Consider the following 24,548-nt stretch of genomic DNA (forward strand, 5'->3'; position numbering starts at 1 on the left):
GAGTGATGTTACTTAGCCAGCAAGTGTTGAATACGTGCCTTTAATATATCGGTTGCGATACGATTTTTGCCACCACGGGGCACAATGATATCGGCATATTGCTTTGACGGTTCAATAAACTGTAAAAACATCGGACGTACTGTTTTCTTGTATTGTGAGATAACCGATTCCATTGTTCTACCACGTTCTGCAACATCTCGTGTTAATCGCCGTAAAAAACAGATGTCTAGTGGTGTGTCCATAAACACACTGGCATCCATGAGTTCACGTAACTTAGGATCGGTTAGTAACAAAATCCCTTCTAGAATAATGACTTTTTTAGGCTGCATTTCGAGCGTTTCAGATATACGAGTATGTTCGGTGTAACTATAACGTGGAATGTTAACAGCCTCACCACGTTTTAATGTTTCTAAATGGTTAGCAAGCAGTTGATGGTCAAGCGCTTTAGGGTGGTCATAGTTGGTTTGAATCCGCTCATCCATGGTCAAATGAGATTGATCACGATAATACGCATCTTCATTGATAACCCCTATTTGGTTGGTGCCCAGATCACGGCAAAGCTCTTGAAAAATAGTATTCGCAATTAAGCTTTTACCTGATGCCGATGCACCGGCGATACCAATAATGACACACTGTGGAGAATTCATGCTTTGACCTTACTCGTCGTCCGATATACTAATAGAAACAGTTGATTTAACTTGTTGTAATGCTGATTGCGCGCCTAACTTGCGCGCAATTTCACGATAAATACCAGACACTTCAGAATCAGGCTCAGTGACCACGCTAGGCGCACCATTGTCCATCGATTCACGAATATTAATATTTAACGGCAACGCCCCTAATAATGGCACATTATAGCGTTCAGCAATTTTACTGCCGCCATGGGTTCCAAATGGGTGTTCTTTGTGACCGCACTCTGGGCATAAATGGAAGCTCATGTTCTCAACAATACCGAGTACTGGAATTTGTACTTTATTGAACATGCTAATGCCTTTTTGCGCATCAGCTAAGGCAATATCCTGTGGCGTAGTGACAATTACCGCGCCACTTACGGGAAATTTTTGCGATAGGGTTAATTGAATATCACCTGTACCTGGCGGCATATCTATAATCAGATAATCTAATTCTGGCCACTGGGTTTCATTCATTAATTGTACTAATGCGCCTGCTGCCATTGGCCCACGCCATACAGCTGCCTCACCATCACCTAGCATAAAACCAATTGATTGTGCTGCAATGCCGTGAGCCGAAGCGGCTGTCATCATTTTGCCGTCGGGGCTTTGTGGACGAAAATTTGGAATACCTAGCATAAGCGGAATCGATGGACCATATATGTCGGCATCTAAAATGCCCACTTCTGCCCCTTCAGCTTTTAATGCTAAGGCTAAATTAACTGCTGTAGTTGATTTACCAACTCCACCCTTGCCTGATGCAATGGCAATAACTTGTTTGACATTTTTAATCGGTTCTACAGAGGTAATAGCAGAATAAACCCGCGGCTGAAAATCTATTTCACATTCAACTTCGTCAATGGCATCTAGCACTGCAAGTTTATTGGTTATAGCCATCACGGTGTCGCGATATTGAGTCATACAAGGATAAGGATATACCAAACCTAATTGTAATCTTTTACCTTCAATGGCTAATTTTACAACACAACCGGCAGAGACTAAGCCTTGTTTTAAATAGGGATCTTGATGTGCATCTAAAATGGCAAGCACTGAGGCTAATAATTGTGCATCAAGTTGATAATCAGGATAGGAAATAGACAAAAGCATGACTCCCGTTGACAAATTTGTGCAAGTGTATCAGAACTTCATTATTTTTTAGTTATAAATACACCTTTTTAGTGCATGTTTTGGTGAAAATATTGCATTTTTCAGTTAGTATCTTGGCAATATTTTTAGCGAAATTCGATGTTGAGAAAAAATGACCCAATCACAACGTAAAATTCTGGTTACCAGCGCCCTTCCTTATGCTAATGGCCCAATTCACTTAGGCCACATGCTTGAATACATTCAAACTGATATCTGGTCTCGCTATCAAAAGTTGCGCGGACATGAATGTCACTTTATTTGTGCAGACGATGCCCACGGCACGCCTATCATGCTTAAAGCTCAGCAACTTGGTATTGCACCAGAAGAAATGATTGCGCAAGTTCAAGAAGAACATCAACAGGATTTTGCTGATTTCAATATTCAGTTCGATAATTTCCACAGCACCCACAGTCCTGAAAATCGTGAGCTGGCCAGCAGCATTTATTTGAAACTTCGCGACGGCGGCTACATCAAAACCAAGACTATTTCACAGCTATTTGATCCTGAAAAGTCGATGTTTTTACCAGACAGATTTGTAAAGGGAACCTGCCCTAAATGTAAGTCTGAAGATCAGTACGGTGATAACTGTGACAATTGTGGCGCAACCTACAGCCCTACAGATCTTATTAATCCTAAGTCTGCGGTTTCTGGTGCAACACCAATAATGAAAGACAGCGAGCATTTCTTCTTTGACCTACCGGCATTTGAAGGCATGTTGCATACTTGGCTTAATTCAGGTTCATTGCAACCTGAAGTGTCTAACAAGCTAAAAGAATGGTTTGAGCAAGGCTTGCAACAATGGGATATTTCTCGTGATGCGCCCTATTTTGGTTTTGAAATACCTGATGCCCCGGGTAAATACTTCTATGTATGGTTAGATGCACCAATCGGTTACATGGGCTCTTTCAAAAACTTCTGTGATAAAAACCCTAGCGTTAACTTTGATGAATTTTGGGCCAAAGATTCAACCGCAGAGGTTTATCACTTCATCGGTAAAGATATTGTCAATTTCCATGGCTTATTCTGGCCAGCAATGCTTCATGGCGCTAACTATCGCCAACCGACCAGCGTTTTTGCCCATGGGTATGTGACTGTGAATGGCGCGAAAATGTCTAAATCAAAGGGCACCTTTATTAAGGCGCGTACTTATTTAGACAATTTAGACCCTGAGTTTTTGCGTTACTACTACGCGGCAAAACTGAGCAGCCGTATTGATGACTTAGATTTAAACCTTGAAGACTTTGCTCAGCGTGTTAACTCTGATCTTGTCGGCAAATTAGTCAACCTAGCATCACGGACAGCTGGCTTTATCAGCAAACGTTTTGATGGCAAGTTAGCGACCATTGAAGATAACAGCCTAGCTGAATTATTCTTGGCCAAACAAAATCAAATTGCAGAGTTTTACGAAACCCGTGAATATGGTAAGGCAATGCGTGAAATCATGGCATTAGCCGACATAGCCAATGCTTTTGTGGCTGAGCAAGCCCCTTGGCAGTTAATTAAGCATGAAGACCAGCAGCAACAAGCGCATCAAGTGTGCTCTATTTCATTAAACTTGTTCCGTATCTTAGTGACTTACTTAAAGCCGGTATTACCGCGTTTAAGCCAAGATGTTGAAGCATTTTTACAAGTTGAATTAACCTGGGAAAACCTAGGTAGAGATATGGCTAATCATGAAATAGTGCCTTTTAAAGCGATGATGCAACGTGTTGACCTAGACAAAGTTGCTGCTATGGTTGATGCCTCTAAAGACAACTTACAAGTTACCCAAGCTCCTGAAGAAGTAAAACCTAAAAAGGCTGCTAAAGCTGATAAAGCACCTGTAAAAGTCAGCACAGGTAATCCGCTACAGGATGACCCAATCAGTGACACGATTGAATTTGATGATTTTGCGAAATTGGATTTGCGCATTGCCCGCATAGCCAAAGCGGAACATGTGCCTGACGCAGACAAATTACTTAGGCTTGAACTTGATTTAGGCGGCGAGACTAAACAAGTGTTTGCCGGTATTAAATCAGCCTATGCGCCAGAAGACCTAGTGGGTAAGTTGACTGTCATGGTCGCCAACCTTGCACCTCGAAAAATGCGTTTTGGTATGTCAGAAGGCATGGTATTAGCTGCAGGTCCTGGTGGTAATGAGTTATGGATTCTTGAGCCCCACGAAGGTGCTCAACCAGGAATGCGAGTCAAGTAATCACTGCAAACAGTTTCTATGATGTTGGTGAAATACAATTAATGGCTATGCCATTTAAAAGCCAGAAATATTTACTTCTGGCTTTTTTGTTTGTTTTTTCTACAAAAATAGCCGTTAATTTAAATTGTTCTAAGTTATTACCATAAAATTTGTAAATAAATTACCATTTGCCTTTATTCGCTATTGCAAACAACATCAATAGCGGTTAAGTTTTATGGCATAGAAGTTTACGGCCGTATGAACGGTAACTTCAGCAGAATTTATTAAGATAACCATTTGGGTATCTTCATTAACTTTATTAAGAGACGAACAATGATATTCATCCTAGCTACTACAATCCATCATCACCACCATATGCGGTAGCCTTCGGATGCTTACTGCCGAGGGTCTATTTCCCTTCCGGCGGTGAAACTATCACAAACCCCTGGAAGCAATTTCAGGGGTTTTTTGTTTTCTTAAGTTTTCTTTTTATTTTTAACTAATTGTTTTTATATTTAAAACCTTACTATTTATTTTCAACTTTATTATACAGGTATATATCAATGACTGAATCAAACCGTTTACGCATCGCTATTCAAAAATCAGGTCGCTTATCTAAAGAGTCACAACAACTGCTGAAAAGCTGTGGTGTGAAGTTTAATGTAAATGAGCAGCGCCTTATCGCCCACGCCGACAATATGCCTATCGACCTACTTCGAGTACGTGATGATGATATTCCAGGATTGGTGATGGACGGCGTAGTTGACCTAGGTATTATCGGCGAGAACGTTCTAGAAGAAGAACAGTTAGAACGTCAACTGGTCAACAAGCCAGCTGACTTCACCAAATTACGTGAACTTGACTTTGGTGCCTGTCGCCTATCTCTCGCAGTGCCTAATGAATTCAGCTACAAGGATGCCAGCTCATTAGAGGGTCTGCGTATAGCCACTTCATATCCCAATATCCTTCGCCGTTTTATGCAAGAAAAAGGTATTAGTTACAGCGACTGTATGCTTAAAGGTTCAGTTGAAGTCGCACCACGTGCGGGTTTATCCGATGGTATTTGTGACTTAGTGTCAACGGGTGCAACCCTTGAAGCCAATGGCTTATATGAAACTGAAGTCATTTACCGCTCAATGGCCTGCATCATTCAATCTAATCAAACTCAAACACCGGCTAAGCAAGCGTTAATCGACAAAATACTGTCACGAGTTAATGGCGTTATCCGCGCACGTGAGAGTAAGTACATCCTGCTACACGCGCCAACAGCCACTTTAGATCAGATTGTGGCTTTATTACCAGGAGCTGAAAATCCAACTGTATTACCGCTTAATGATGATTCAAATCGTGTTGCTGTGCATGCAGTCAGCTCTGAAGATTTATTCTGGGACACAATGGAGCAGTTAACGGCCTTAGGTGCCACCTCTATTTTAGTAATGCCAATTGAAAAAATGATGGGGTAATACTGATGACCATGACACAATCACCATTACAGTCTTCATCACCAATGCAAATCCTTAATTGGAATAGTTTATCTGCTAACCAGCAAGTTGCGGCATTAAAACGCTCACCTTTGGTGGGTGATAACAGTGTTGAGCAGCTAGTTCGCAGCATTATCGAACAAGTGGTATTAGATGGTGATGCGGCTATTTCTAAATTTAATCAGCAGTTTGATGGCGCTATCATTGATGATCTCGCCCTAACAACTGCAGAGATAGATTCTGCCAGTGCTAGAGTGTCAGACAAGGTAAAACAAAGCATTGCCCAGGCAGTTGCTAATATTGAAGCGTTTCATCAGGCACAAATATTTAAGCCGATTGATATTGAAACTCAAGTAGGCGTGCGATGTGAGCTTAGATCTGAAGCGATTGAAAAAGTCGGCTTGTATATTCCAGGTGGCACTGCCCCACTTATATCAACAGTAATGATGCTGGCCCTGCCCGCTAGAATTGCCGGTTGTGAGCAACGTGTATTAGTTAGCCCACCGCCAATAAATGATGCGATTATTTATGCGGCCAAGGTGTGTGGTATTACTGAGATATATCAAGTGGGTGGTGCTCAAGCCATCGCCGCTTTGGCATTTGGTACAGAGACTATACCTAAAGTCGATAAAATATTTGGCCCAGGTAATCGTTATGTTACCGAAGCCAAAAGATTAGTGTCGCAAGATAACCGCGTCAGTGTCACCATTGATATGCCTGCTGGACCGTCTGAAGTGTTGGTGATTGCCGATGACCAAGCCAATCCTGCTTTTATTGCAGCGGATTTACTGTCACAAGCTGAGCACGGCGTGGACTCGCAAGTGATGTTGGTGACCAACAGCGCTGTGCAAGCCAATGCTGTGAATACTCAGCTCACTATTCAACTAGCAATGTTACCACGACAAGATATTGCCGCCAAAGCACTTGAATGTAGCCGAAGCTTAGTGGTTGATGATCTTGCTCAAGCGGTACAAGTATCCAACCAATATGGCCCGGAGCACTTAATCGTTCAAACTGAAAACCCACGGGCTTTGCTCAGCACTATCCGTGCTGCAGGTTCGGTTTTTCTAGGTGCATACACACCAGAATCCGTTGGCGATTATGCCAGTGGTACTAACCATGTGTTACCTACTTACGGTTATAGTCGCGCGGTATCTAGCTTATCACTAGCGGATTTTAGTCGACGCTTTACCGTCCAAGAACTCAGCGCTGAAGGCCTGAGAAACATTGGCCAAACCGTGATGACCTTAGCCGAAAATGAACTGTTAGATGCGCACAAAAATGCCGTCGCAATAAGGTTAGCAAGCTTAAACCAATAACAGTAATCTTGGCGCTGTGATGATAAACCCATCGTTGACAGCAATAATAGAATTGATTTATGAGCACACGTTGATGAACACATTTGATGCAAAAAAATTAGCACGACCCGAGTTACTTGAACTGACCCCTTATCAAAGTGCTAGACGCATTGGTGGCCGAGGCGACATTTGGATTAATGCTAATGAATCACCTTTTAACAATAGTGATTTAGATAAATTAAATCGCTACCCAGAATGTCAACCACCTGCACTAATCAATGCGTATGCTGATTATTCAGGGGTTAAGCCAAGTCAGATTATTGCAAGTCGCGGCGCAGATGAAGCGATTGAATTACTTATCCGCACTTTTTGTACGCCGGGTAAAGACACTATTGCCTCATTTGGTCCTACTTATGGTATGTATGCCATCAGTGCAGCTACCTTTAATGTCGGTGTAACAGCACTGAGTTTAACCAGTGATTATCAGTTACCCGAAAACTGGCCAGCTGAAATTGGCGATGCCAAACTGGTATTTATTTGTAATCCCAACAACCCGACTGGCACTATCATCAGCAAACAAGATATTGAAAAGGCGATTGCAAGTGCGCCTCAAGCGATAGTAGTGGTTGATGAAGCTTATATTGAATTTAGCCCTGAGTATTCGGTTGCAGATTTACTGTCGACATACCCAAATCTTGTGGTGTTACGGACTTTATCTAAAGCGTTTGCTTTAGCCGGTGCCCGTTGCGGATTTATGCTAGCAAATGAAGCCATTATTGATTTAGTCATGTTAGTGATTGCGCCTTACCCTGTACCACTGCCAGTGTCTGAATTAGCCACCAAGGCGTTAAGTTCTGATGGTATTAAGCTGATGCGTGAGCAAGTGGCTAGCTTAAACCAACAAGGTGAGCGACTTACTCAGGTACTACAACAAATTGGTGCCCAGGTGCTGACAGCAAAAGGTAACTTTGCCCTAGCTCGCTTTAAAAATGTGACCGAAATAGCACAATTACTGACAGACAATGGCATTGTCGCTAGGGCCTATAAAGATCCTCGTTTAGCCGACGCTATTCGCTTCAGTTTTGCCTCTAGCGCGCAAACAAACAAATTAATTGACGTGCTATTAAGCAGCAAAAATACATAAATTATAACAATATTCCTACAAAGTTAAGGTCGGCAACATGAAACAGAAAATACTTTTTATTGATCGTGACGGCACATTAGTTGAAGAGCCTGCAATTGATAAGCAATTAGACAGCCTAGCTAAATTAGTGTTCGAGCCACAGGTGATCCCTGCGCTACTAAAATTACAAAAAGCCGGTTTTAGATTAGTGATGGTCAGTAATCAGGACGGTTTAGGGACACCTTCTTTCCCTAAAGAAGATTTTGATGCGCCGCACAACATGATGATGCAAATCTTTCAAAGCCAAGGGGTGATGTTTGACGATGTGGTTATTTGCCCGCACTTTAATGATGAAAACTGCAGTTGTCGCAAACCAAAACTTGGGCTTGTAAAAAGCTACTTAACTGAAGGCAGAGTCGACTTTACTGAATCAGCTGTTATTGGTGATCGCACTACAGACGTGGAACTCGCCAATGCTATGGGGATTAAAAGCTTCCTATACAATCGTCAAACCTTAGATTGGGACGCTATTTGCCAAGCGCTATTAAGTAAAGGCCGTCAAGCCACGGTTGTGCGCACCACCAAAGAAACTGACATTAAAGTGACCATTGATTTAGATAATCAATCAAAAGGTAAAATTGAAACCGGCATTGGCTTTTTTGACCACATGCTTGACCAAATTCAAACCCACGGCAATTTCAAAATGGATGTTCACGTCGATGGCGATTTAGAAATTGATGATCATCACAGCGTTGAAGACACTGCACTGGCGATTGGTGATGCGATTCGCCAGGCCTTAGGCGACAAGCGTGGTATTGCTCGTTTTGGTTTCAGCTTACCGATGGATGAAGCCAGTGGCGAATGCTTAATGGACATATCTGGTCGTCCGTTCATCAAGTTCAATGCTGACTTTGACCGTGAAATGGTAGGTGAAATGGCCATCGAAATGGTGCCACACTTCTTCCGTTCATTCGCTGATGGCCTACGTTGTACCTTGCACATTGGCTCGAAAGGCGATAACGATCATCACAAAGTAGAAGCGCTGTTTAAAGTGTTAGGCCGTACGCTTCGCCAAGCGGTGAAAGTGGAAGGTGACATACTGCCATCAAGCAAAGGTGTGCTGTAAGGAGTTAACGTGACAGACTTATCCATAAAAGAGCAGTCAGCTGTTCCTAATCGCGGTAAAGGCAATGACTTAGATGATCTTACTGTGATTATCGATACTGGTTGTGCCAATTTAAGCTCGGTACGCTTTGCGTTTGAACGCCTTAATGCCAATATCGTCGTCAGTGCTGACTTTGATGTTATTCGCAGTGCTTCTAGAGTCGTTTTACCGGGCGTGGGTACCGCTGGTGCGGCTATGGCTGCATTAAAATCAAAAGACTTAATCGAGTTAATTAAAAGCCTGACGCAACCGGTTATGGGCGTTTGCTTAGGGATGCAAATGCTTGCTTCCCTGTCAAATGAGTATGGCGGACGCAGCACACAGGCCATTGAATGTTTAGGCCTTATCCCAACAGAGATAGGTGATTTAGACAGCAAAGGCTTACCTTTGCCACACATGGGCTGGAATCAAATCACAGTATCTGATCATCCACTTTTTGCCGGCATAGAAAACGGCAGTTATGTGTACTTTGTGCATGGCTATCGTGCGCCAATCAGTGAATATACCTTAGCAAGCAGTAATTACGGTGAAGATTTCAGCGCCGCTATTGGCAAAGATAACTTTTTTGGAGTGCAATTTCACCCAGAAAAAAGTGCTACCGTTGGCGCTAAGATTTTACAAAACTTTTTAAACATGGGGAAAGCACAATGATCATTCCAGCAATTGATTTAATTGATGGTCAAGTGGTGCGTTTATATCAAGGCGATTACCAGCAAAAAACCACTTTTGACCTAAGCCCCCTCGCCCAGCTGCAATCCTATGAAGCACAGGGTGCGAAATTACTCCATATTGTCGATTTGACTGGCGCTAAAGACCCGTCAAAACGCCAAATAGCCTTAATTGGCGAATTAGTGGCTGGGTTAACAACCGATATTCAAGTTGGTGGCGGTATTCGCAGCGAGCAGCAAGTTGAAGAGTTATTAGCACTAGGTGTTAAGCGTGTGGTAATAGGCTCACTGGCGGTGAAAGAGCCAGAATTAGTTAAAAGCTGGTTTGTTAAATATGGCAGCCAAGCTATTTGTTTAGCGCTTGATGTTAACATTAATGATGCTGGTGAAAAAATAGTTGCCGTATCTGGCTGGCAAACGGGTGGTGGCAAGTCTTTAGAGTCACTGGTAGCCGAATATCAAAGCGTTGGCTTACAACATGCCTTAGTAACTGATATCAGCCGTGATGGCACCCTACAAGGGGCTAATACTGATTTATACCGCGAACTGGCAGCAAAGTATCCTGACATTAATTGGCAAGCTTCTGGCGGTATCGCCACATTAGATGATGTTGCTGCAGTGCGTGATAGCAAAGCCAATGGCATTATCATCGGCAAAGCACTACTGATTAAAAACTTCACCGTTGAGGAGGCAATCACATGCTGGCCAAACGCATAGTTCCTTGCCTTGATGTTCGTGAAGGTAAAGTCGTTAAAGGGGTACAATTTCGTGACCATGAAATTGTTGGCGACATAGTACCGCTCGCAGCTCGATATGCTCTTGAAGGAGCTGATGAGCTGGTGTTTTATGATATTACCGCTAGCGCCCACGATAGAGTGATTGATAAGTCATGGGTCAGTCGCGTGGCTGAACAAATTGATATCCCCTTCTGCGTGGCCGGTGGAATTAAAACCATTGAACAAGCCCGTGAGAAGTTAGCCTTTGGAGCTGATAAAATATCAATTAACTCTCCTGCATTAACCGATCCAAGTTTAATTTCTCGTCTACAGGATGAATTTGGCCGCCAGTGTATTGTGATTGGTATCGATTCGTTCTATGACGCAGCATCAGACAGCTATAAAGTAAAGCAATTTACCGGTGATGAAGCTTCGACTAAAGACACTCAGTGGTACACCCAGGACTGGGTTGAAGAAGTTCAAAAGCGTGGCTGTGGTGAAATTGTCCTCAATGTGATGAACCAAGATGGTGTACGTGGCGGCTATGATATTAAGCAGCTCAGTATGGTTCGCGCTATTTGTGATGTGCCGTTAATCGCATCAGGCGGCGCCGGCACCATGGAACATTTTAAAGAAGTGTTTGAGCTGGCCAAAGTTGATGCAGCATTAGCTGCCAGTGTATTCCATAAAGGCATAATCGATATTGGTGATTTAAAACAATACCTACACGGCCAAAAAATCGCGATTCGACTATAAAACGCATCAAATAAAGAGATAAATTATGACACAAGTAACATTGGATAGTGCAAGCCTAGCTTGGGATAAACAGGATGGATTAATTCCTGCCGTGGTTCAAAACCACTTAACGGGTAAAGTCTTAATGCTAGGCTACATGAATGAAGCTGCCCTTGAGAAAACCCTATCGACCAATCAAGTTACTTTTTTTAGTCGTTCAAAACAGCGCTTATGGACCAAGGGCGAAAGCTCAGGCAATACCCTACAACTTATCGCCATTGATAAAGATTGCGATAACGACAGCCTGTTAGTGCAAGTTATTCCTAATGGACCAACCTGCCATACTGGGGCGGAAAGCTGCTGGCCAGATGGCAATGCCCATCCTTTTATTGATAATCTAACAAACGTCATTATTTCACGTAAGGGTCAAAGTGCAGACTCAAGCTATACCGCCTCGTTATTTGAACGGGGCACTAAACGAATTGCACAAAAGGTTGGTGAAGAAGGATTAGAAACGGCGCTAGCTGCGGTCACCAATGATAAAGAAGAGCTAATCAATGAAGCGTCTGACTTGATGTATCACTTAATTGTGTTACTCGAAGATCAAGGCTTGTCGATGGCAGATATTAATCAAAACTTGCTTGCTCGTCATACTAAAGCGACAAAGTAACGCCAAGTGATTTACGCTAAAATAAAAAAGACGCCTAAGCGTCTTTTTTATTTTAGTAATCATTATGTTATACGCACAACCGCAAAATAATTTATGTTTATTGGGATCTGTCACTATTAGTAATCGTTAGATTGCCATCGACATGAATGTCACGTTGCGGAAAGGCGATAGCAATATCGTTTTTACCAAATAAGTCATAAATTCTAAAACGAATTTCACTGCGACGGCGGCGAATGTCGGTTTCAGACACTGCGTTAACCCAAAAAACCATATCAAATATTAATGCACTATCACCAAAATCTTCAAATAGTACCGTAGGTTTAGGGTGCGGTAAGATATCATCACGCTCTTCGATAACATCAAACAATAACTTTTGCACTAACATCACATCTGAACCATAAGCGACGCCTACTCGCACAAAAGTGCGGGCATTTTTATCAATCAATGTCCAATTGGTTACCGTATTTTCAAGCAGTTGGCTGTTCGGAACTAACATATGAACACCATCATTTCGGCGAATTAACGTCGAGCGGGTGTTTATCGACTCAACCACACCTCTAGCGTCACCCACTTCTAAAAAGTCACCAATACGAATGGGACGTTCCCACATTAAAATCCAACCTGAAATAAAGTTGTTAATAATGTTTTGCGCACCAAAACCCACACCAATCGCAATTGCGCCTGAAACAAACGCAAATGCAGTTAGGGGGATATTGAGAATATCCATACTGGTAATAGCTAAAATAGCGATAGACAATACTAAATACATACGAGAAAACAAATGTACAGCATCAGCACTCACGTTACGTTTTCTTAAGCCGCTAGTAATTAACTTACCCACTCTGCTCACAATAAACCAAGCTAAAAAGATATACAGGGGTACCTGGATAATTTGCAGTAGAGTGATCGGGCGGTTATCGTAGGTGTAGACCACAAACGATAGCACCGAAAGTAACTCATTAAAGTCCATTAGATTGCTCTCTTGGTTATATTTATTGTTTAAGTTTAGTAAAGCTCTGCTTCACCCGGCGGACGAGTTTTCAATATTTTTAAAAACCACATGTATTGCTCAGGGTAAGCTTTTATCACTTGCTCAACAATTTGATTAAGCACTAAAGATTCATCTTCTTTAGTGACCATACTATCGGGATCTAATGCCGGCAATATCGTGGTATGAAATACCATGGCTTTTTTATCATAGCCGATTTTAACGGGAAACACTTTTGCATTACCCGCTTTGGCTAAACGTCCTACTACGGGCAATGTGGCTTTAGTGGTACCAAAAAATGGCGCAAACACGCTTTGTTCTGGTCCCAAGTCTTCATCGGGCAAATAAAAGAAGCTATTATCTTTTTTCAGTTCTGACAATAGTGCTCGAATACCTGCTTCACGCATATACACTCGGCCACCCTGGCTACTGCGTAAACGGTTACTAAACCAGTTAAATAACCCATTACGGTGGGCTTTTGCCATTGTCACCATAGGTATTTCGATATTAACTCGTAGCCCTGCATATTCCATAGGCCAAACATGCGGCATAATAAAAATAATCGGGTGCCCTGCAGCTCTTGCTTGAGTCACATTTTCAAAACCCTGTAATTGAACGCGACGTTTAATGTGTTCGTTGGAACGAAACAGCATTTCTGCTTGCGATAATAAAATAAGGATAAAGGCTTCGACATTGTCACGGATCAGGCTATCGACTTCATCAGGGGTCAATTCAGGTAAACATTGACTAATATTGATCCGGGCTATGCCAATTGGCTTAGTGGCAATACGCATCACTAATTTAGCTAAAACACGGCTAATGGGATCGCGAATAAAGGCCGGTAAAATACCAAATAAAGATAATATTAGGATAGCCAGCCAGGTAACCCAGTATCGTGGATGTAATAACCCTGCATTAAAGCGAGTATCAAAATGCTTTTGTTGTCGAGCCAATAGATTAACCTCATCGAAAAAATCTGCGGCAGAATAATAACATGACTATTTTATTCGGCAAATTCAAAAAAAAAGCCACTCTACCAGAGTGGCTCTTTTAATTTTTACTGTGTAAAGCAGATAAGCTAATTTAACTAGTGAACTTATTTCTTACCGGCGTTAGCCGCTTCCACACGTGCTTTTAACTTTTGTCCAGGACGGAAAGTCACCACACGGCGTGCAGAAATTGGAATGTCTTCACCAGTTTTCGGGTTCCGTCCCGGTCTTTGATTCTTGTCCCTAAGGTCAAAGTTGCCGAAGCCAGATAACTTGACCTGCTCACCATGTTCGAGTGCTTCACGAATTTCTTCAAAGAAAGACTCCACCATCTCTTTAGCCACACGCTTATTGATGCCAAGTGTTTCAAATAGATGTTCTGCCATTTCGGCTTTGGTAAGTGCCATACTTTAATCCCTCAACGATGCGTTGAACTCGGTCTTTAGCGCCGATACCACTAATTCCATAGTCTCAGTGATATCTTTATCTTCAAGCGTACGAGTAATGTCTTGTAACGTAAGTGCGATTGCCAGGCTCTTTTTGCCAGGTTCAACACCTTTACCTAGGTATACATCGAACAAGTTTAAGCCAACCAACTGATTTTCGCCAACTTTTCTTATCAAATTCATAACATCGGTTGCAGATATATGATCATCTACGACTACTGCGATATCACGTCGATTAGCAGGAAACTTAGATACAGCTTGGGCTAGCGGCAAACTGGCATGTAATAATGCGTCCAGTTCTAACTCAAAAACAATTGTTTTACCATTAAGTCCAAAAGGCTTTTCCAGGCTAGGATGGATAGCACCAATATGACCAATGACTCGATTATTTCTTAATATTTCAGCACATTGTCCTGGATGCAGCGCAGGATGAGTAGCTGCTTTAAAACTAAATTCAGAAGCGGCAACTGTCAAGCCGATTATTGCTTCTAAATCACCTTTTAAATCAAAGAAGTCTACAGACTTAGATTCCATTGACCAATGTTCATCATTTTGAGCACCGGAAATTACCGCACCAATCATAGCTTGTTGACGGACGCCAGCATCTGAGTTTGTGTCAGGCACAAAGCGTAAACCGGTCTCAAATAAACGTACACGGCTTTGCTGGCGATTTTGATTATAGCCCACCGCTGACAATAATCCGGTAAACATAGACAAACGCATTGACGACATTTCTGTCGAAATAGGATTTGGCAAAATCATGGTGTCTTGTTCTGGGTGAACAAGGGCTTGCATTTTAGGGTCAACAAAACTGTAAGTAATTGCTTCTTGGAACCCGCGAGCCACCAGCATGTTACGAACACGTTTGAGTGGAATGTTAGCTTCAGTATGATCAGACATACTTAATGCAGCTTGCGGTGCTGTATTAGGGATATTGTTATAACCATAAATGCGGGCAACTTCTTCAATTAAATCTTCTTCAATTGCCATATCAAAACGGTAAGTCGCTGTAGTGACAACCCAAGTATCATTAACAGCTTCAACACTGAATCCTAAACGCTGTAAAATATCAACTACGTCAGCATCAGGAATTGGGTGGCCTAAGGTTTTATCTAATTTACTGCGACGTAATGTAATTTTAACTGCTGCAGGGATATGTTCAACAGCAACGGCTTCAACTACTTGCCCAGCTTCGCCACCACAAATATCCAATACAAGGCGTGTAGCACGATCCATGACCTTATGTTGCAGCTGTGGGTCAACACCACGCTCAAAACGATGTGAGGCATCTGTGTGTAAGCCTAAACGACGTGATTTACCCATAATCGCTAGAGGTGCAAAAAAAGCACACTCTAATAAGATATCTTGAGTACTATCAGTCACACCCGTTGCTTCACCACCAAATACTCCGGCTAATGCTACGGCTTGCTTATCATCAGCAATCACTAAGGTGTCATTAGGCACAGTAATTTCATTACCATCTAATAACGTCAGCTTTTCCACACCATCGCCTAAACGCACGTTGATTGCACCATTTAAGGTATTCAAGTCAAATGCATGCATTGGCTGACCAAACTCAATTAATACATAGTTGGTAATATCAACAATGGGATCAATTGAGCGAATACCACTACGACGTAACTTTTCTTGCATCCATAGAGGCGTTGCCGCTTTTACGTTGATATTTTTTACTATACGACCTAAATAACGTGGACAGGCTTCTTTTGCCTGCACGTTAATAGCTATCGGCGCGTCAATGGTTGCTTCAGCCGCTTTCCAGGTAGGCTCTGTCACTACTTGACGATTTAATACACCCACTTCACGTGCAAGACCTGCCATGCCTAAACAATCGGCACGGTTAGCGGTTAAGTCAACATCAATAATTGCATCATCTAAATCTAAGTACTGACGAACGTCTTGACCAATTGGTGCATCTTGCGGTAATTCAATAATGCCATCACTTTCAATATTGATACCTAACTCGCTGTAAGAGCACAACATACCCATTGACGGCTGGCCCCGCAGCTTGGCTTTCTTAATTTTAAAATCACCAGGCAATACTGCGCCAACCATGGCAACAGCAACTTTTAATCCTAAACGACAATTTGGTGCGCCACAAACAATATCAATTAACTCATCGCTACCGACATTAATTTTGGTCACGCGTAATTTATCAGCATCGGGATGCTGGCCACACTCAACAACTTCACCCACAATAACACCGCTAAATGCAGCTGCTACTGGGTCTATGCCATCCACTTCAAGGCCGGCCATGGTAATTTGGTGTGATAATTCGTCACGACTTACTGATGGATTAACCCACTCACGAAGCCAAGATTCACTGAATTTCATCGCTTTGTTGCTCCGTTATTTGAATTGCTTAAGGAAACGTAAATCGTTTTCAAAGAAGGCACGTAAATCGTTTACGCCGTAACGCAACATAGTCAAACGCTCAACGCCCATACCAAAAGCAAAACCAGAGTATTTCTCAGGATCTATGCCGACACTGCGAAGTACATTTGGGTGCACCATGCCACAGCCTAACACCTCTAACCACTTACCGTTTTTACCCATTACATCCACTTCAGCCGAAGGCTCTGTAAAGGGGAAATATGAAGGACGAAAACGCACTTGCAAGTCTTCTTCAAAAAAGTTGCGTAGAAAATCGTGCAATATGCCTTTTAATTCGGCAAAGTTAACGTTTTCGGCAACCATCAACCCTTCGACCTGATGAAACATCGGCGTGTGGGTTTGATCATAGTCGTTACGGTATACACGACCCGGTGAAATAATACGTAATGGAGGCTTTTCATGCTCCATAGTTCGGATTTGAACCCCAGATGTTTGCGTACGCAACATCACTTTAGGGTTAAAATAAAACGTATCGTGGTCCGCACGAGCTGGATGATGTTCTGAGATATTTAATGCATCGAAGTTATGAAAATCATCTTCGATTTCAGGGCCATCTTTAACCGTAAACCCAAGCTCACCAAAAAAGGTTTCGATACGATCAATAGTGCGGGTCACGGGATGTAATCCGCCGTTATCAATGGTACGACCTGGTAAAGTGACATCAATTTGTTCAGCGGCCAATTTAGTGGCTAACTCTGATGCTTTTAAGCCATCAATACGTTCAGATAATTTCTGCTGGACTGCTTGTTTTGCTAGATTGACGGCTTGACCAAATGCAGGTTTCTCTTCTGCACTTAATTTCCCCATCATTTTCATCATGTCAGTGATTTGACCTTTTTTACCAAGGTAGTCGACACGGATATCATCCAATGCCTTTAGATCACTGGCCTGCTCTATCACCGCCAAGGCTTGTTCTACGATCTCTGTTAACTGCTGCATTTATTCATCCACTGCATCTGGGCATTACTAATGCGATTTTTACCATTAAACATAACGGCAAGATGTTGATAACACCTTTTAGATTATTCTAAAGGCACTACCCATCAATTAAAATAAAAGAGATAAATTTTACGTTAGCAGCCAGCATATTACTAGGCTTTTTAAGGGTAATTATAAGCTTTTACTCAGGTTTATTAGCTTAAAGCAACTCAGCCTGACGACGTTAAGGATTAATCGTCAATTTATCGTTAATATTATCAGTAGAGCTTTACTATAATAAAAGGTGCAATTAGCATTATATCATTGATGCAACTCAACCAGTCTGATTGAAAAGTAGATAAATTAATCAGGTAACACTGAAAAAAGCTTTATGTATTAAAGTTTACCTTTTTCCCCCCGATAAACTATGTACTTACCTAAGTACTTATTTAATTTAGGTACTTATTTACCTGAGATGGTTTTTACCTGAGTTCATAGCCAAAAAATAAAAAGAGGCACTGATGAAAGAAGTTAAATTTAGATGGATAGATCAATATCTTATCCATATGACCTTAAAAACAAAGTTTACTATTTTAGCGGTTGTACCCATGTTGATGATTATTGGTTTAACGCTTTTCTTAAATAACCTTCATGCCGATAACTTACAAAAAACAAATAATAACAATCAATTGCAGTTCATTAAGCAAGCCAATGATTACATGGAAAGCGCCTATGACTTAATTGACGAAAGCAAGCGTAATGAGTTAAACACTCAGTTATCGAATACTAGTCAAATAGTCAGTATTGATGATCTAGACAACCGATTGAAGGTGCTTGCACAGCAAGGTGGTGGAATTAGTGAACAAGATACTATCACCCGCATCGTGAGTGGTATTAATAACCATAACATGGTTATAGTGAGTGAGATATCATCACAGCAGCTGGCTCATAACAATACCAATGCTAACTTAGCTTATATAATGATGGTGGTATTATTGGCTGTTCTTGCTGCCTTTGCTTACTACATTTCAACCTTTGTTGGTGGCGCATTATATACCACGGTAATGGCTTTAAGACGTGCAGCTAGCGGTGATTTAACCGGCAGACTTAATTTCTTTGAAGTAAAAGATGAATTCAGTCTACTTGCTATCAGTATTGATGCCTTAGTCGATCGTCAGCACACTTTGGTTAAGCAAATAACCCAAGCCACTGAACAAATTCGCACCGTTGTGTCAGGTTTTAGAACCACAGCCCAAGATGGCCAAGCGATGGCTGTGGATCAGCGAGAACATTTAGACTCATTGGCAACAGCCATGGAACAAATGACGGCTGCAGTAAAAGAAGTTGCCCGCAATGCAGAGCAATCTTCAAGTGAAACTGAAGAGACCAATAATCAAGTGGCCGCAGGCTCAAAAGATATTGCAACCACAGTGCATGCAATTGATATTTTATCGGAAGAAATTGGTCAAGCGTCCAATGCTGTCGGAATATTGAATGACAATGCCAGTAAAATTGACGCTGTGGTTACCACTATTAACGCTATTTCCGAACAAACTAACTTACTCGCACTTAACGCCGCCATTGAAGCTGCGCGTGCTGGGGAGCAAGGACGAGGATTTGCTGTGGTTGCAGATGAAGTACGTACTCTAGCAGGTAGAACACAAGCTGCCACAGTGGAAATTAAAACTATGATTGAAGCGCTTCAATCAGGTACTCGTAATTTAACTCAAGTAATGTCTCGTACCGTTGAGCAGGCCAGTGAAGGTAAGAAGCATGTTCTTCAAACCGGCGAAGATTTGAATAATATTGCTCACCATAGTCATCGTGTACTTGAAATGAGTGTGTTAATTGCAACCTCAGCGGATGAACAATCTGCTGTTGCCAACGAAATAGCAACCAATTTAATGGAAATACGTAATCAGTCACATAATGTAGAGCAGTCAGCTAATCAGTCAGTATCTGGTTGTGATGAATTACACGCTACTGCTGAACAACTAGATCAATTATTGGTAGGTTTGAAATTATAGTATTTGAGCTTGTGTTAGCTGAACCTAAAAACACAGCTATAGCATTGTAAAGTAGAAGTTTAATCTAGGCGCTGCAGCGCCTTTTTTATTTGTCAGATCATAAAACACTAATAAAATAAACGAGTTAAACACTTATTTAAATTCAAATACGCTCTGTGACCGTTATGCGGTGCAATCAGTAAGACCTACTACATTATGTTAGCAATTTAACCTCAACAGGGCTGTTAAAAATTGTATCAAATAATGCTGATTCAATAGGTTAAACCTATTTTTTAGTAAACGGAGCGTTTGCTTTGCAAGACAACGAACTGTTTGATAAGTATTTAATCGGCAGAGGTTATTACGGTGAAGTGCTGATTAAACATCTGATAAGCTGTTTGAAGGAGTTGGTCCAAGGTTTATCTACCCGTACAAAAAAAGCCTTAGCGCTTACGCTAAGGCTTTTATATTAAATCTGAGAAAGACTCTCTTTAGAAACATCTACCATATAGGTGTCCTGTAACCAATTACGGCCAATTAATAATTTATGACCCATTTCACTACGATCAGTTAAGTTGACGTCAACTAAATATTCCTGCCCTAGTTCACCAACACTTAAACGAACCCTATAACGAATTTCAGACCCTTGTGCATTACGGATAAGCGTTTTACCATAAATTTTAGTGCGAATATCAACGGCATTACCTTTCTCATTCTCGGTAGTAAATGTCACCATCTTACCGATGTTGTTTTTCATATCACTTTTATCTTCTTCTTCAATACGAATATTGATTGCGTGGAGTGAGTTTTGACCTGCTCCAGTATCAATACGTGTTTTGAACATTAGACTAGCTTGTTTTATGTTTAACTTGGCAATTGGGCCAATAATATTATCAATCTTCTTTCCTGATATATCGACTATATAGTCATCTTTGAGAAAGTTGCGTCCTATTAACAATTTGTAATTCATGTGGCTACGGTCACGCAAATTGACATGGACCGTTTTTAACGCATCAGGAAAACCAATTTCAAGTTTGACCATGTAACGTGTTTCAATACCTTGAGAGTTTCTCACCGTTGAGGTTTTAAGAATTTCAGCTTGTAAACGCTTTTGCTCACCTTGTTCATTTTCAGTGGTAAATTCGATCATTTTACCAATGTTATGTTTCATTTTTTTCGCCGCACCACCGATAATCTCTAAATCGACAGCATGCAAAGAAGAATTGACTGCACCGGTATCCATTCGCGCTTTATACATTAAACCCGACTGCGCAACAGTCATCACTTCCTTTTGTTTTAAAATTTGTTTTTCTGTCGCATTGGCAAAAGACAAACTCAAACAAAATACAACAAGCAAGGTTATGCTTTTAAACATGTTTATTCCCAACAATAAATATTAAACTATAAAAATTAATGCAGTATTTTATCAATTTCTTGGTCGAACAAATTCTTAATTAAACCGGAAAATTCGGTTATAAATATGCTTTGTTCAGGAGTGGCATTCTGATCAGCAACTTTAGCTAATATCTCTTCTAAATCATAAACAATCGCATCAATTTCTCGAATAACCATATTGCGTTGAGCAAATGATAGTTGCGGATTTTGACCACAAACCATGATGATTTGAGCTGATAACTGTTCCTCAAATAACTCTAAAACGGTTTCAGACGCCAAGACATTATTTTCAAAGGTTTCAAATAACCCTAAATGTTCAGTTAAATACTGAATTAAATGCGTATAACCGTCTTTATCTGTAACCATCTGAACTCCGATAAACTGGATAACTATGTGTTGGTAAAGCTAGGTTATCCAAACAATTGATAACCTATTTAATGATATTACTTCAGCATTAACGATATCATTAGGCCTGAACTACTGTGATAAGGTTAGCACAAAAGACACTGGAACCGCTAAACTGATACTGGTTAGTCCGGCGATATCACGTAACTTTTCAACCCCTGATACTAAATTAAAATCTCCAGCGTGAACAACTACTGGCATTAAACTTGTCACTAACATTTTAGTAGCTGACAATTTAGCGACCACCACATTGAAAGGTAAAACTTGCTGCTCACCATGGAGCGCAACTTTAGCATCTACTTGGGTGGTTAACGTTTCGCCTACTTTTAAATCACTTATGAGCTTTGGGTTAATATTGGCTGTCAGTTGTAATTTTGGAAACTGAGCAACTTCAAATAACAAGCCTTGCATTCTGTCATCGCGAACACTAATTCCGGTATCTACGCTGCTTAAATCTATTGTTAAACTAAATCCACCAGAATCACTCAGAAAACCTTCTATTTGTTTAAATCGATGAACCTCTCCCACGTCGGCTTTTTTAATTGATATAAAACTGACTGTAGACTGACTATTATTCACCTTCCAATCACTTGCTAAAGCCTGATTAGACAGTAATCCTAGCACCATTAACGATAACCATAGTTTCATCTTAAAATCCTTTTGCGAGTTTATAACACAATAAGTATAGATCAGCGTTGTTTAACTAACCATTTATCCAACGATTGAGCAAATGCATGCTTATCTGTTTGTGAAAAAGTATTAGGGCCTTGGGTATGCACACCACTGCTGCGCATCTCCTCCATAAAATCACGCATAGTGACTGTTTGCTTGATATTTTCAGTTGTATAGACATTGCCTCTAGGGTTAATAGCTAAAGCACCTTTTTCAATTGCATCTGAAGCAAGCGGGATGTCGGCTGTGATCACTAAATCACCTTGATTAAGTTGCTCGACAATATAATTATCTGCTTCATCAAAGCCAGAGCTGACTCGGATCATCTTAATGAAAGGAGATATTGGTATTTTAATCATCTGATTCGCTACCAAGACAATGTTAATCGATTTACGCTCGGCGGCTCTAAACAGCATCTCTTTTACTGGATTAGGACATGCATCGGCGTCCACCCAAATCTTAGCTTGCATAGCTCGTCCTCATTAAGGTGCTAAACGATCAATTTGCCATATTGACTCAGGCAATTGACTGTAAATAAACCTATCATGCAATCTATGCTCCCCACCTTGCCAAAACTCGATACTTTGTGGACGCACTAAGTATCCTCCCCAAAACTTAGGTAACGGGACTTCGCCTTGAGCGAATTTAGCCTTCATTTCAGTAAACTTACCTTCTAAAACTTGGCGAGCAGAAATTTTACTCGACTGTTTAGATACCCAAGCAGCGATTTGGCTGTCCTTAGGTCGGCTCATAAAGTATTTAGCGACTTCAATCATGGATAATGGCTCAGCTTGACCAATAACCGCAACTTGTCGCTCTAAAGGATGCCAAGGAAATAATAAGCTTATCTTATTATTGGTTGATAATTGCTCTGCTTTGCGACTAGCGAGATTAGTAAAAAATATAAATCCATTATCATCAAATTTTTTAAGCAATACGATGCGCTGAAAAGGCTGGCCATTTTCATCAACGGTAGCAACACACATAGCGGTAGGATCGGTTAAATTGGCATCTTTGGCCTGTGAGAGCCACTTTTCAAATAAATCCATCGGATTTATCGGTAAATCAGCGCGGCGTAATCCACCTTGAGTATACTCCCGACGAATATCACTTAAATCGCTCATACCTTCCCCTTATAGGATAAAACCTACTTCATGCAGGCTTGTATCAAAAAAATTGGTTAACTAAACTTATGGCTTAAGCCCAAACATGTGGTACTTAAAGACTAAGCGTAGCAATTGCCAAGTAATAGATATCCAATGATTCTTAACATGGTGCAACTGCAGCCGAATCTAGACTAACTATATTCATTCGATGTAGACCGTAAATGACTTTCATCGCTTTATCGCTGGTTATTCAACTGGACACTGAAGGTACTGGCACTGTCAAAACATTCAATATCAAACGAGGTATACAGCGGAACACTGGCGCACTTAAATCAGCATTTAGACATATGAAATAATAAGGCTTGCTACGAAAATGGCAATACACTCTCCAAATTGCTAACTTACAAAAACTCAGGGCTCAATAATTCAGCACAAGTCTGCTGATAGTGGCTGAAAATCACATTATAACCTTGCTTAATTGGATATGAGCAATGCCCTACACATATATTTTTAGGTTCTATTGCCGCGGCTATCTCGGTATTGAATCCTATAGTATCCCAACTTCTTGGCTTCAATATTGCTAACAGGGTTGACGCTATATAAGATTGATGTTGTTCAAGGTCTACATTAGTTTCTAAACTGACATACGAGCTTTGCTCTTGTGGCGTAATATGTACTGTGTAATAAAAATTATCTTTAATGCCGTTGATTGAAAAACCAAGCGGAGTAAACACATGTGCATCATATTCAAAGTCTGCAAAAAGCTCATCTAGCAATAACAGTTTATATATCTCAGCTACTGTTTGCTGCTCAGTACATAAATAATCTGCCACTGGTCCACTAATGTGGTACATCAATAATTCGCAGGTTTTATCCTGTGACATAATTTGGCAACTTTTATCACTGCTAAATAAAAAGTGATGATGATTATCTAAATGACCGACTCGAAAAGCGGTGCCAGGAACCCGAAGCCTTAAGGTATCAATGTCATCTATAAACGTGCTGGCCTGTAAATGAGCTAAATATTCATTTTTACGTTGATAGCTAATGAATGTCAGCTTATCTTCAGTCACTTTATCAATTAACGCACTCACTGAATCGATTAATGTCGATAAACCACACGTTAGCATTACCACCCGATGGTCCCACACGAACAAACTGGACTCACTGAGCAAGTACGCATCACATTGATCATTGTTAATATGTGACAGGATATCTGCCTTGGCTAAACTGACAATATGTTCCCAGAAAGATAACGGCAAGGCACGAAGTGAACCGAAACTCGGATCAACGCATAACGCTACTTTTTTTTCTGAACCTTCAAAAAACATATTAATCACACATAACTCAATTGATTGAAAATAA

Annotated in this window: 23 protein-coding genes; 10 read left to right on the top strand and 13 right to left on the bottom strand. The window is 41.0% G+C overall.

Annotated features, from left to right (window positions below; genetic code table 11):
• Positions 1 to 8: 8 nt before the first annotated feature.
• Positions 9 to 647 carry a uridine kinase gene (udk, locus tag ACRWQM_RS09980; protein ID WP_226410094.1) on the bottom strand — a complete coding sequence of 213 codons (639 nt, stop codon included), beginning with the start codon at positions 645 to 647 and terminating at the stop codon, positions 9 to 11.
• Positions 648 to 656: 9 nt separating this feature from the next.
• The gene (apbC, locus tag ACRWQM_RS09985; protein ID WP_434929870.1) at positions 657 to 1,778 is read right to left on the bottom strand and encodes an iron-sulfur cluster carrier protein ApbC; all 1,122 of its coding nucleotides are present in this window, start codon (positions 1,776 to 1,778) and stop codon (positions 657 to 659) included.
• A 151-nt stretch (positions 1,779 to 1,929) separates the two neighbouring features.
• Between apbC and metG the strand changes: the two genes are divergently transcribed.
• The 9 genes from metG (at position 1,930) to hisIE (ending at position 11,846) form a co-directional block, all read left to right on the top strand.
• Positions 1,930 to 4,011, top strand: a complete 2,082-nt coding sequence (metG, locus tag ACRWQM_RS09990; RefSeq protein WP_434929871.1) for a methionine--tRNA ligase — start codon at positions 1,930 to 1,932, stop codon at positions 4,009 to 4,011.
• 542 nt (positions 4,012 to 4,553) lie between these two features.
• A complete protein-coding gene (gene hisG / locus ACRWQM_RS09995; RefSeq protein WP_434929872.1) occupies positions 4,554 to 5,453 on the top strand; it encodes an ATP phosphoribosyltransferase in 900 nt (299 codons plus the stop codon).
• A gap of 44 nt (positions 5,454 to 5,497) precedes the next feature.
• A complete protein-coding gene (gene hisD / locus ACRWQM_RS10000) occupies positions 5,498 to 6,790 on the top strand; it encodes a histidinol dehydrogenase (protein WP_434932019.1) in 1,293 nt (430 codons plus the stop codon).
• A 73-nt stretch (positions 6,791 to 6,863) separates the two neighbouring features.
• Complete coding sequence (hisC, locus tag ACRWQM_RS10005) at positions 6,864 to 7,913, top strand: histidinol-phosphate transaminase (protein ID WP_434929873.1); 1,050 nt, start codon at positions 6,864 to 6,866, stop codon at positions 7,911 to 7,913.
• Positions 7,914 to 7,950: 37 nt separating this feature from the next.
• A complete protein-coding gene (hisB, locus tag ACRWQM_RS10010; RefSeq protein WP_434925947.1) occupies positions 7,951 to 9,018 on the top strand; it encodes a bifunctional histidinol-phosphatase/imidazoleglycerol-phosphate dehydratase HisB in 1,068 nt (355 codons plus the stop codon).
• A 24-nt stretch (positions 9,019 to 9,042) separates the two neighbouring features.
• A complete protein-coding gene (hisH, locus tag ACRWQM_RS10015) occupies positions 9,043 to 9,708 on the top strand; it encodes an imidazole glycerol phosphate synthase subunit HisH (RefSeq protein WP_434929019.1) in 666 nt (221 codons plus the stop codon).
• Positions 9,705 to 10,442 (top strand): 1-(5-phosphoribosyl)-5-[(5-phosphoribosylamino)methylideneamino]imidazole-4-carboxamide isomerase, encoded by a 738-nt coding sequence (gene hisA / locus ACRWQM_RS10020; protein WP_434929874.1) that lies wholly within the window; start codon positions 9,705 to 9,707, stop codon positions 10,440 to 10,442. The genes hisH and hisA overlap by 4 nt, the downstream gene beginning before the upstream one ends.
• Positions 10,424 to 11,197, top strand: a complete 774-nt coding sequence (gene hisF, locus ACRWQM_RS10025; RefSeq protein ID WP_434929875.1) for an imidazole glycerol phosphate synthase subunit HisF — start codon at positions 10,424 to 10,426, stop codon at positions 11,195 to 11,197. The genes hisA and hisF overlap by 19 nt, the downstream gene beginning before the upstream one ends.
• Before the next feature lie 25 nt (positions 11,198 to 11,222).
• Positions 11,223 to 11,846, top strand: a complete 624-nt coding sequence (gene hisIE / locus ACRWQM_RS10030; protein ID WP_434929876.1) for a bifunctional phosphoribosyl-AMP cyclohydrolase/phosphoribosyl-ATP diphosphatase HisIE — start codon at positions 11,223 to 11,225, stop codon at positions 11,844 to 11,846.
• Positions 11,847 to 11,943: 97 nt separating this feature from the next.
• Here the strand turns inward: hisIE and ACRWQM_RS10035 are convergent, their stop codons facing one another.
• The 5 genes from ACRWQM_RS10035 to pheS all read right to left on the bottom strand — a co-directional run bounded on the left by ACRWQM_RS10035 (position 11,944) and on the right by pheS (position 17,620).
• Complete coding sequence (locus tag ACRWQM_RS10035; protein ID WP_434929877.1) at positions 11,944 to 12,816, bottom strand: mechanosensitive ion channel family protein; 873 nt, start codon at positions 12,814 to 12,816, stop codon at positions 11,944 to 11,946.
• A 35-nt stretch (positions 12,817 to 12,851) separates the two neighbouring features.
• Positions 12,852 to 13,787 carry a lauroyl-Kdo(2)-lipid IV(A) myristoyltransferase gene (gene lpxM / locus ACRWQM_RS10040; RefSeq protein WP_434925943.1) on the bottom strand — a complete coding sequence of 312 codons (936 nt, stop codon included), beginning with the start codon at positions 13,785 to 13,787 and terminating at the stop codon, positions 12,852 to 12,854.
• A gap of 143 nt (positions 13,788 to 13,930) precedes the next feature.
• Complete coding sequence (gene ihfA, locus ACRWQM_RS10045; RefSeq protein WP_226410105.1) at positions 13,931 to 14,230, bottom strand: integration host factor subunit alpha; 300 nt, start codon at positions 14,228 to 14,230, stop codon at positions 13,931 to 13,933.
• A gap of 3 nt (positions 14,231 to 14,233) precedes the next feature.
• Positions 14,234 to 16,621 carry a phenylalanine--tRNA ligase subunit beta gene (gene pheT / locus ACRWQM_RS10050; protein WP_434929878.1) on the bottom strand — a complete coding sequence of 796 codons (2,388 nt, stop codon included), beginning with the start codon at positions 16,619 to 16,621 and terminating at the stop codon, positions 14,234 to 14,236.
• Between the two features lie 15 nt (positions 16,622 to 16,636).
• Positions 16,637 to 17,620 (bottom strand): phenylalanine--tRNA ligase subunit alpha, encoded by a 984-nt coding sequence (gene pheS, locus ACRWQM_RS10055; RefSeq protein WP_226410107.1) that lies wholly within the window; start codon positions 17,618 to 17,620, stop codon positions 16,637 to 16,639.
• A 500-nt stretch (positions 17,621 to 18,120) separates the two neighbouring features.
• Here pheS and ACRWQM_RS10060 point away from each other — a divergent pair, with 500 nt between their 5' ends.
• Positions 18,121 to 19,626 carry a methyl-accepting chemotaxis protein gene (locus ACRWQM_RS10060; RefSeq protein ID WP_434929879.1) on the top strand — a complete coding sequence of 502 codons (1,506 nt, stop codon included), beginning with the start codon at positions 18,121 to 18,123 and terminating at the stop codon, positions 19,624 to 19,626.
• Between the two features lie 448 nt (positions 19,627 to 20,074).
• On the opposite strand, the gene ACRWQM_RS10065 is transcribed toward ACRWQM_RS10060, so the two are convergent.
• The 6 genes from ACRWQM_RS10065 to ACRWQM_RS10090 all read right to left on the bottom strand — a co-directional run bounded on the left by ACRWQM_RS10065 (position 20,075) and on the right by ACRWQM_RS10090 (position 24,514).
• Complete coding sequence (locus ACRWQM_RS10065) at positions 20,075 to 20,980, bottom strand: RimK/LysX family protein (RefSeq protein WP_434925940.1); 906 nt, start codon at positions 20,978 to 20,980, stop codon at positions 20,075 to 20,077.
• A gap of 35 nt (positions 20,981 to 21,015) precedes the next feature.
• Positions 21,016 to 21,366 (bottom strand): DUF3802 family protein, encoded by a 351-nt coding sequence (locus ACRWQM_RS10070; RefSeq protein WP_434925939.1) that lies wholly within the window; start codon positions 21,364 to 21,366, stop codon positions 21,016 to 21,018.
• Positions 21,367 to 21,477: 111 nt separating this feature from the next.
• Positions 21,478 to 22,053, bottom strand: coding sequence for a YceI family protein (locus tag ACRWQM_RS10075; protein WP_434929880.1), 576 nt, complete (start codon positions 22,051 to 22,053; stop codon positions 21,478 to 21,480).
• A 41-nt stretch (positions 22,054 to 22,094) separates the two neighbouring features.
• The gene (locus ACRWQM_RS10080) at positions 22,095 to 22,547 is read right to left on the bottom strand and encodes a YaiI/YqxD family protein (protein ID WP_434925937.1); all 453 of its coding nucleotides are present in this window, start codon (positions 22,545 to 22,547) and stop codon (positions 22,095 to 22,097) included.
• A gap of 12 nt (positions 22,548 to 22,559) precedes the next feature.
• The gene (gene pdxH, locus ACRWQM_RS10085; RefSeq protein ID WP_434925936.1) at positions 22,560 to 23,201 is read right to left on the bottom strand and encodes a pyridoxamine 5'-phosphate oxidase; all 642 of its coding nucleotides are present in this window, start codon (positions 23,199 to 23,201) and stop codon (positions 22,560 to 22,562) included.
• 383 nt (positions 23,202 to 23,584) lie between these two features.
• Positions 23,585 to 24,514 (bottom strand): adenosylmethionine decarboxylase, encoded by a 930-nt coding sequence (locus ACRWQM_RS10090; protein ID WP_434929017.1) that lies wholly within the window; start codon positions 24,512 to 24,514, stop codon positions 23,585 to 23,587.
• Between the last annotated feature and the right edge of the window lie 34 nt (positions 24,515 to 24,548).

The sequence above is a fragment of the Shewanella sp. HL-SH5 genome (genome assembly GCF_051163755.1).
GTDB classification, from domain to species: domain Bacteria; phylum Pseudomonadota; class Gammaproteobacteria; order Enterobacterales; family Shewanellaceae; genus Shewanella; species Shewanella glacialimarina.

Excerpts from the sequence above, each read along its gene's own strand:
- udk (WP_226410094.1), bottom strand. The coding sequence starts at position 647 with ATGAATTCTCCACAGTGTGTCATTATTGGTATCGCCGGTGCATCGGCA.
- apbC (WP_434929870.1), bottom strand. The coding sequence starts at position 1,778 with ATGCTTTTGTCTATTTCCTATCCTGATTATCAACTTGATGCACAATTA.
- metG (WP_434929871.1), top strand. The coding sequence starts at position 1,930 with ATGACCCAATCACAACGTAAAATTCTGGTTACCAGCGCCCTTCCTTAT.
- hisG (WP_434929872.1), top strand. The coding sequence starts at position 4,554 with ATGACTGAATCAAACCGTTTACGCATCGCTATTCAAAAATCAGGTCGC.
- hisD (WP_434932019.1), top strand. The coding sequence starts at position 5,498 with ATGCAAATCCTTAATTGGAATAGTTTATCTGCTAACCAGCAAGTTGCG.
- hisC (WP_434929873.1), top strand. The coding sequence starts at position 6,864 with ATGAACACATTTGATGCAAAAAAATTAGCACGACCCGAGTTACTTGAA.
- hisB (WP_434925947.1), top strand. The coding sequence starts at position 7,951 with ATGAAACAGAAAATACTTTTTATTGATCGTGACGGCACATTAGTTGAA.
- hisA (WP_434929874.1), top strand. The coding sequence starts at position 9,705 with ATGATCATTCCAGCAATTGATTTAATTGATGGTCAAGTGGTGCGTTTA.
- hisF (WP_434929875.1), top strand. The coding sequence starts at position 10,424 with ATGCTGGCCAAACGCATAGTTCCTTGCCTTGATGTTCGTGAAGGTAAA.
- hisIE (WP_434929876.1), top strand. The coding sequence starts at position 11,223 with ATGACACAAGTAACATTGGATAGTGCAAGCCTAGCTTGGGATAAACAG.
- ACRWQM_RS10035 (WP_434929877.1), bottom strand. The coding sequence starts at position 12,816 with ATGGACTTTAATGAGTTACTTTCGGTGCTATCGTTTGTGGTCTACACC.
- ihfA (WP_226410105.1), bottom strand. The coding sequence starts at position 14,230 with ATGGCACTTACCAAAGCCGAAATGGCAGAACATCTATTTGAAACACTT.
- pheT (WP_434929878.1), bottom strand. The coding sequence starts at position 16,621 with ATGAAATTCAGTGAATCTTGGCTTCGTGAGTGGGTTAATCCATCAGTA.
- pheS (WP_226410107.1), bottom strand. The coding sequence starts at position 17,620 with ATGCAGCAGTTAACAGAGATCGTAGAACAAGCCTTGGCGGTGATAGAG.
- ACRWQM_RS10060 (WP_434929879.1), top strand. The coding sequence starts at position 18,121 with ATGAAAGAAGTTAAATTTAGATGGATAGATCAATATCTTATCCATATG.
- ACRWQM_RS10065 (WP_434925940.1), bottom strand. The coding sequence starts at position 20,980 with ATGTTTAAAAGCATAACCTTGCTTGTTGTATTTTGTTTGAGTTTGTCT.
- ACRWQM_RS10070 (WP_434925939.1), bottom strand. The coding sequence starts at position 21,366 with ATGGTTACAGATAAAGACGGTTATACGCATTTAATTCAGTATTTAACT.
- ACRWQM_RS10075 (WP_434929880.1), bottom strand. The coding sequence starts at position 22,053 with ATGAAACTATGGTTATCGTTAATGGTGCTAGGATTACTGTCTAATCAG.
- ACRWQM_RS10080 (WP_434925937.1), bottom strand. The coding sequence starts at position 22,547 with ATGCAAGCTAAGATTTGGGTGGACGCCGATGCATGTCCTAATCCAGTA.
- pdxH (WP_434925936.1), bottom strand. The coding sequence starts at position 23,201 with ATGAGCGATTTAAGTGATATTCGTCGGGAGTATACTCAAGGTGGATTA.
- ACRWQM_RS10090 (WP_434929017.1), bottom strand. The coding sequence starts at position 24,514 with ATGTTTTTTGAAGGTTCAGAAAAAAAAGTAGCGTTATGCGTTGATCCG.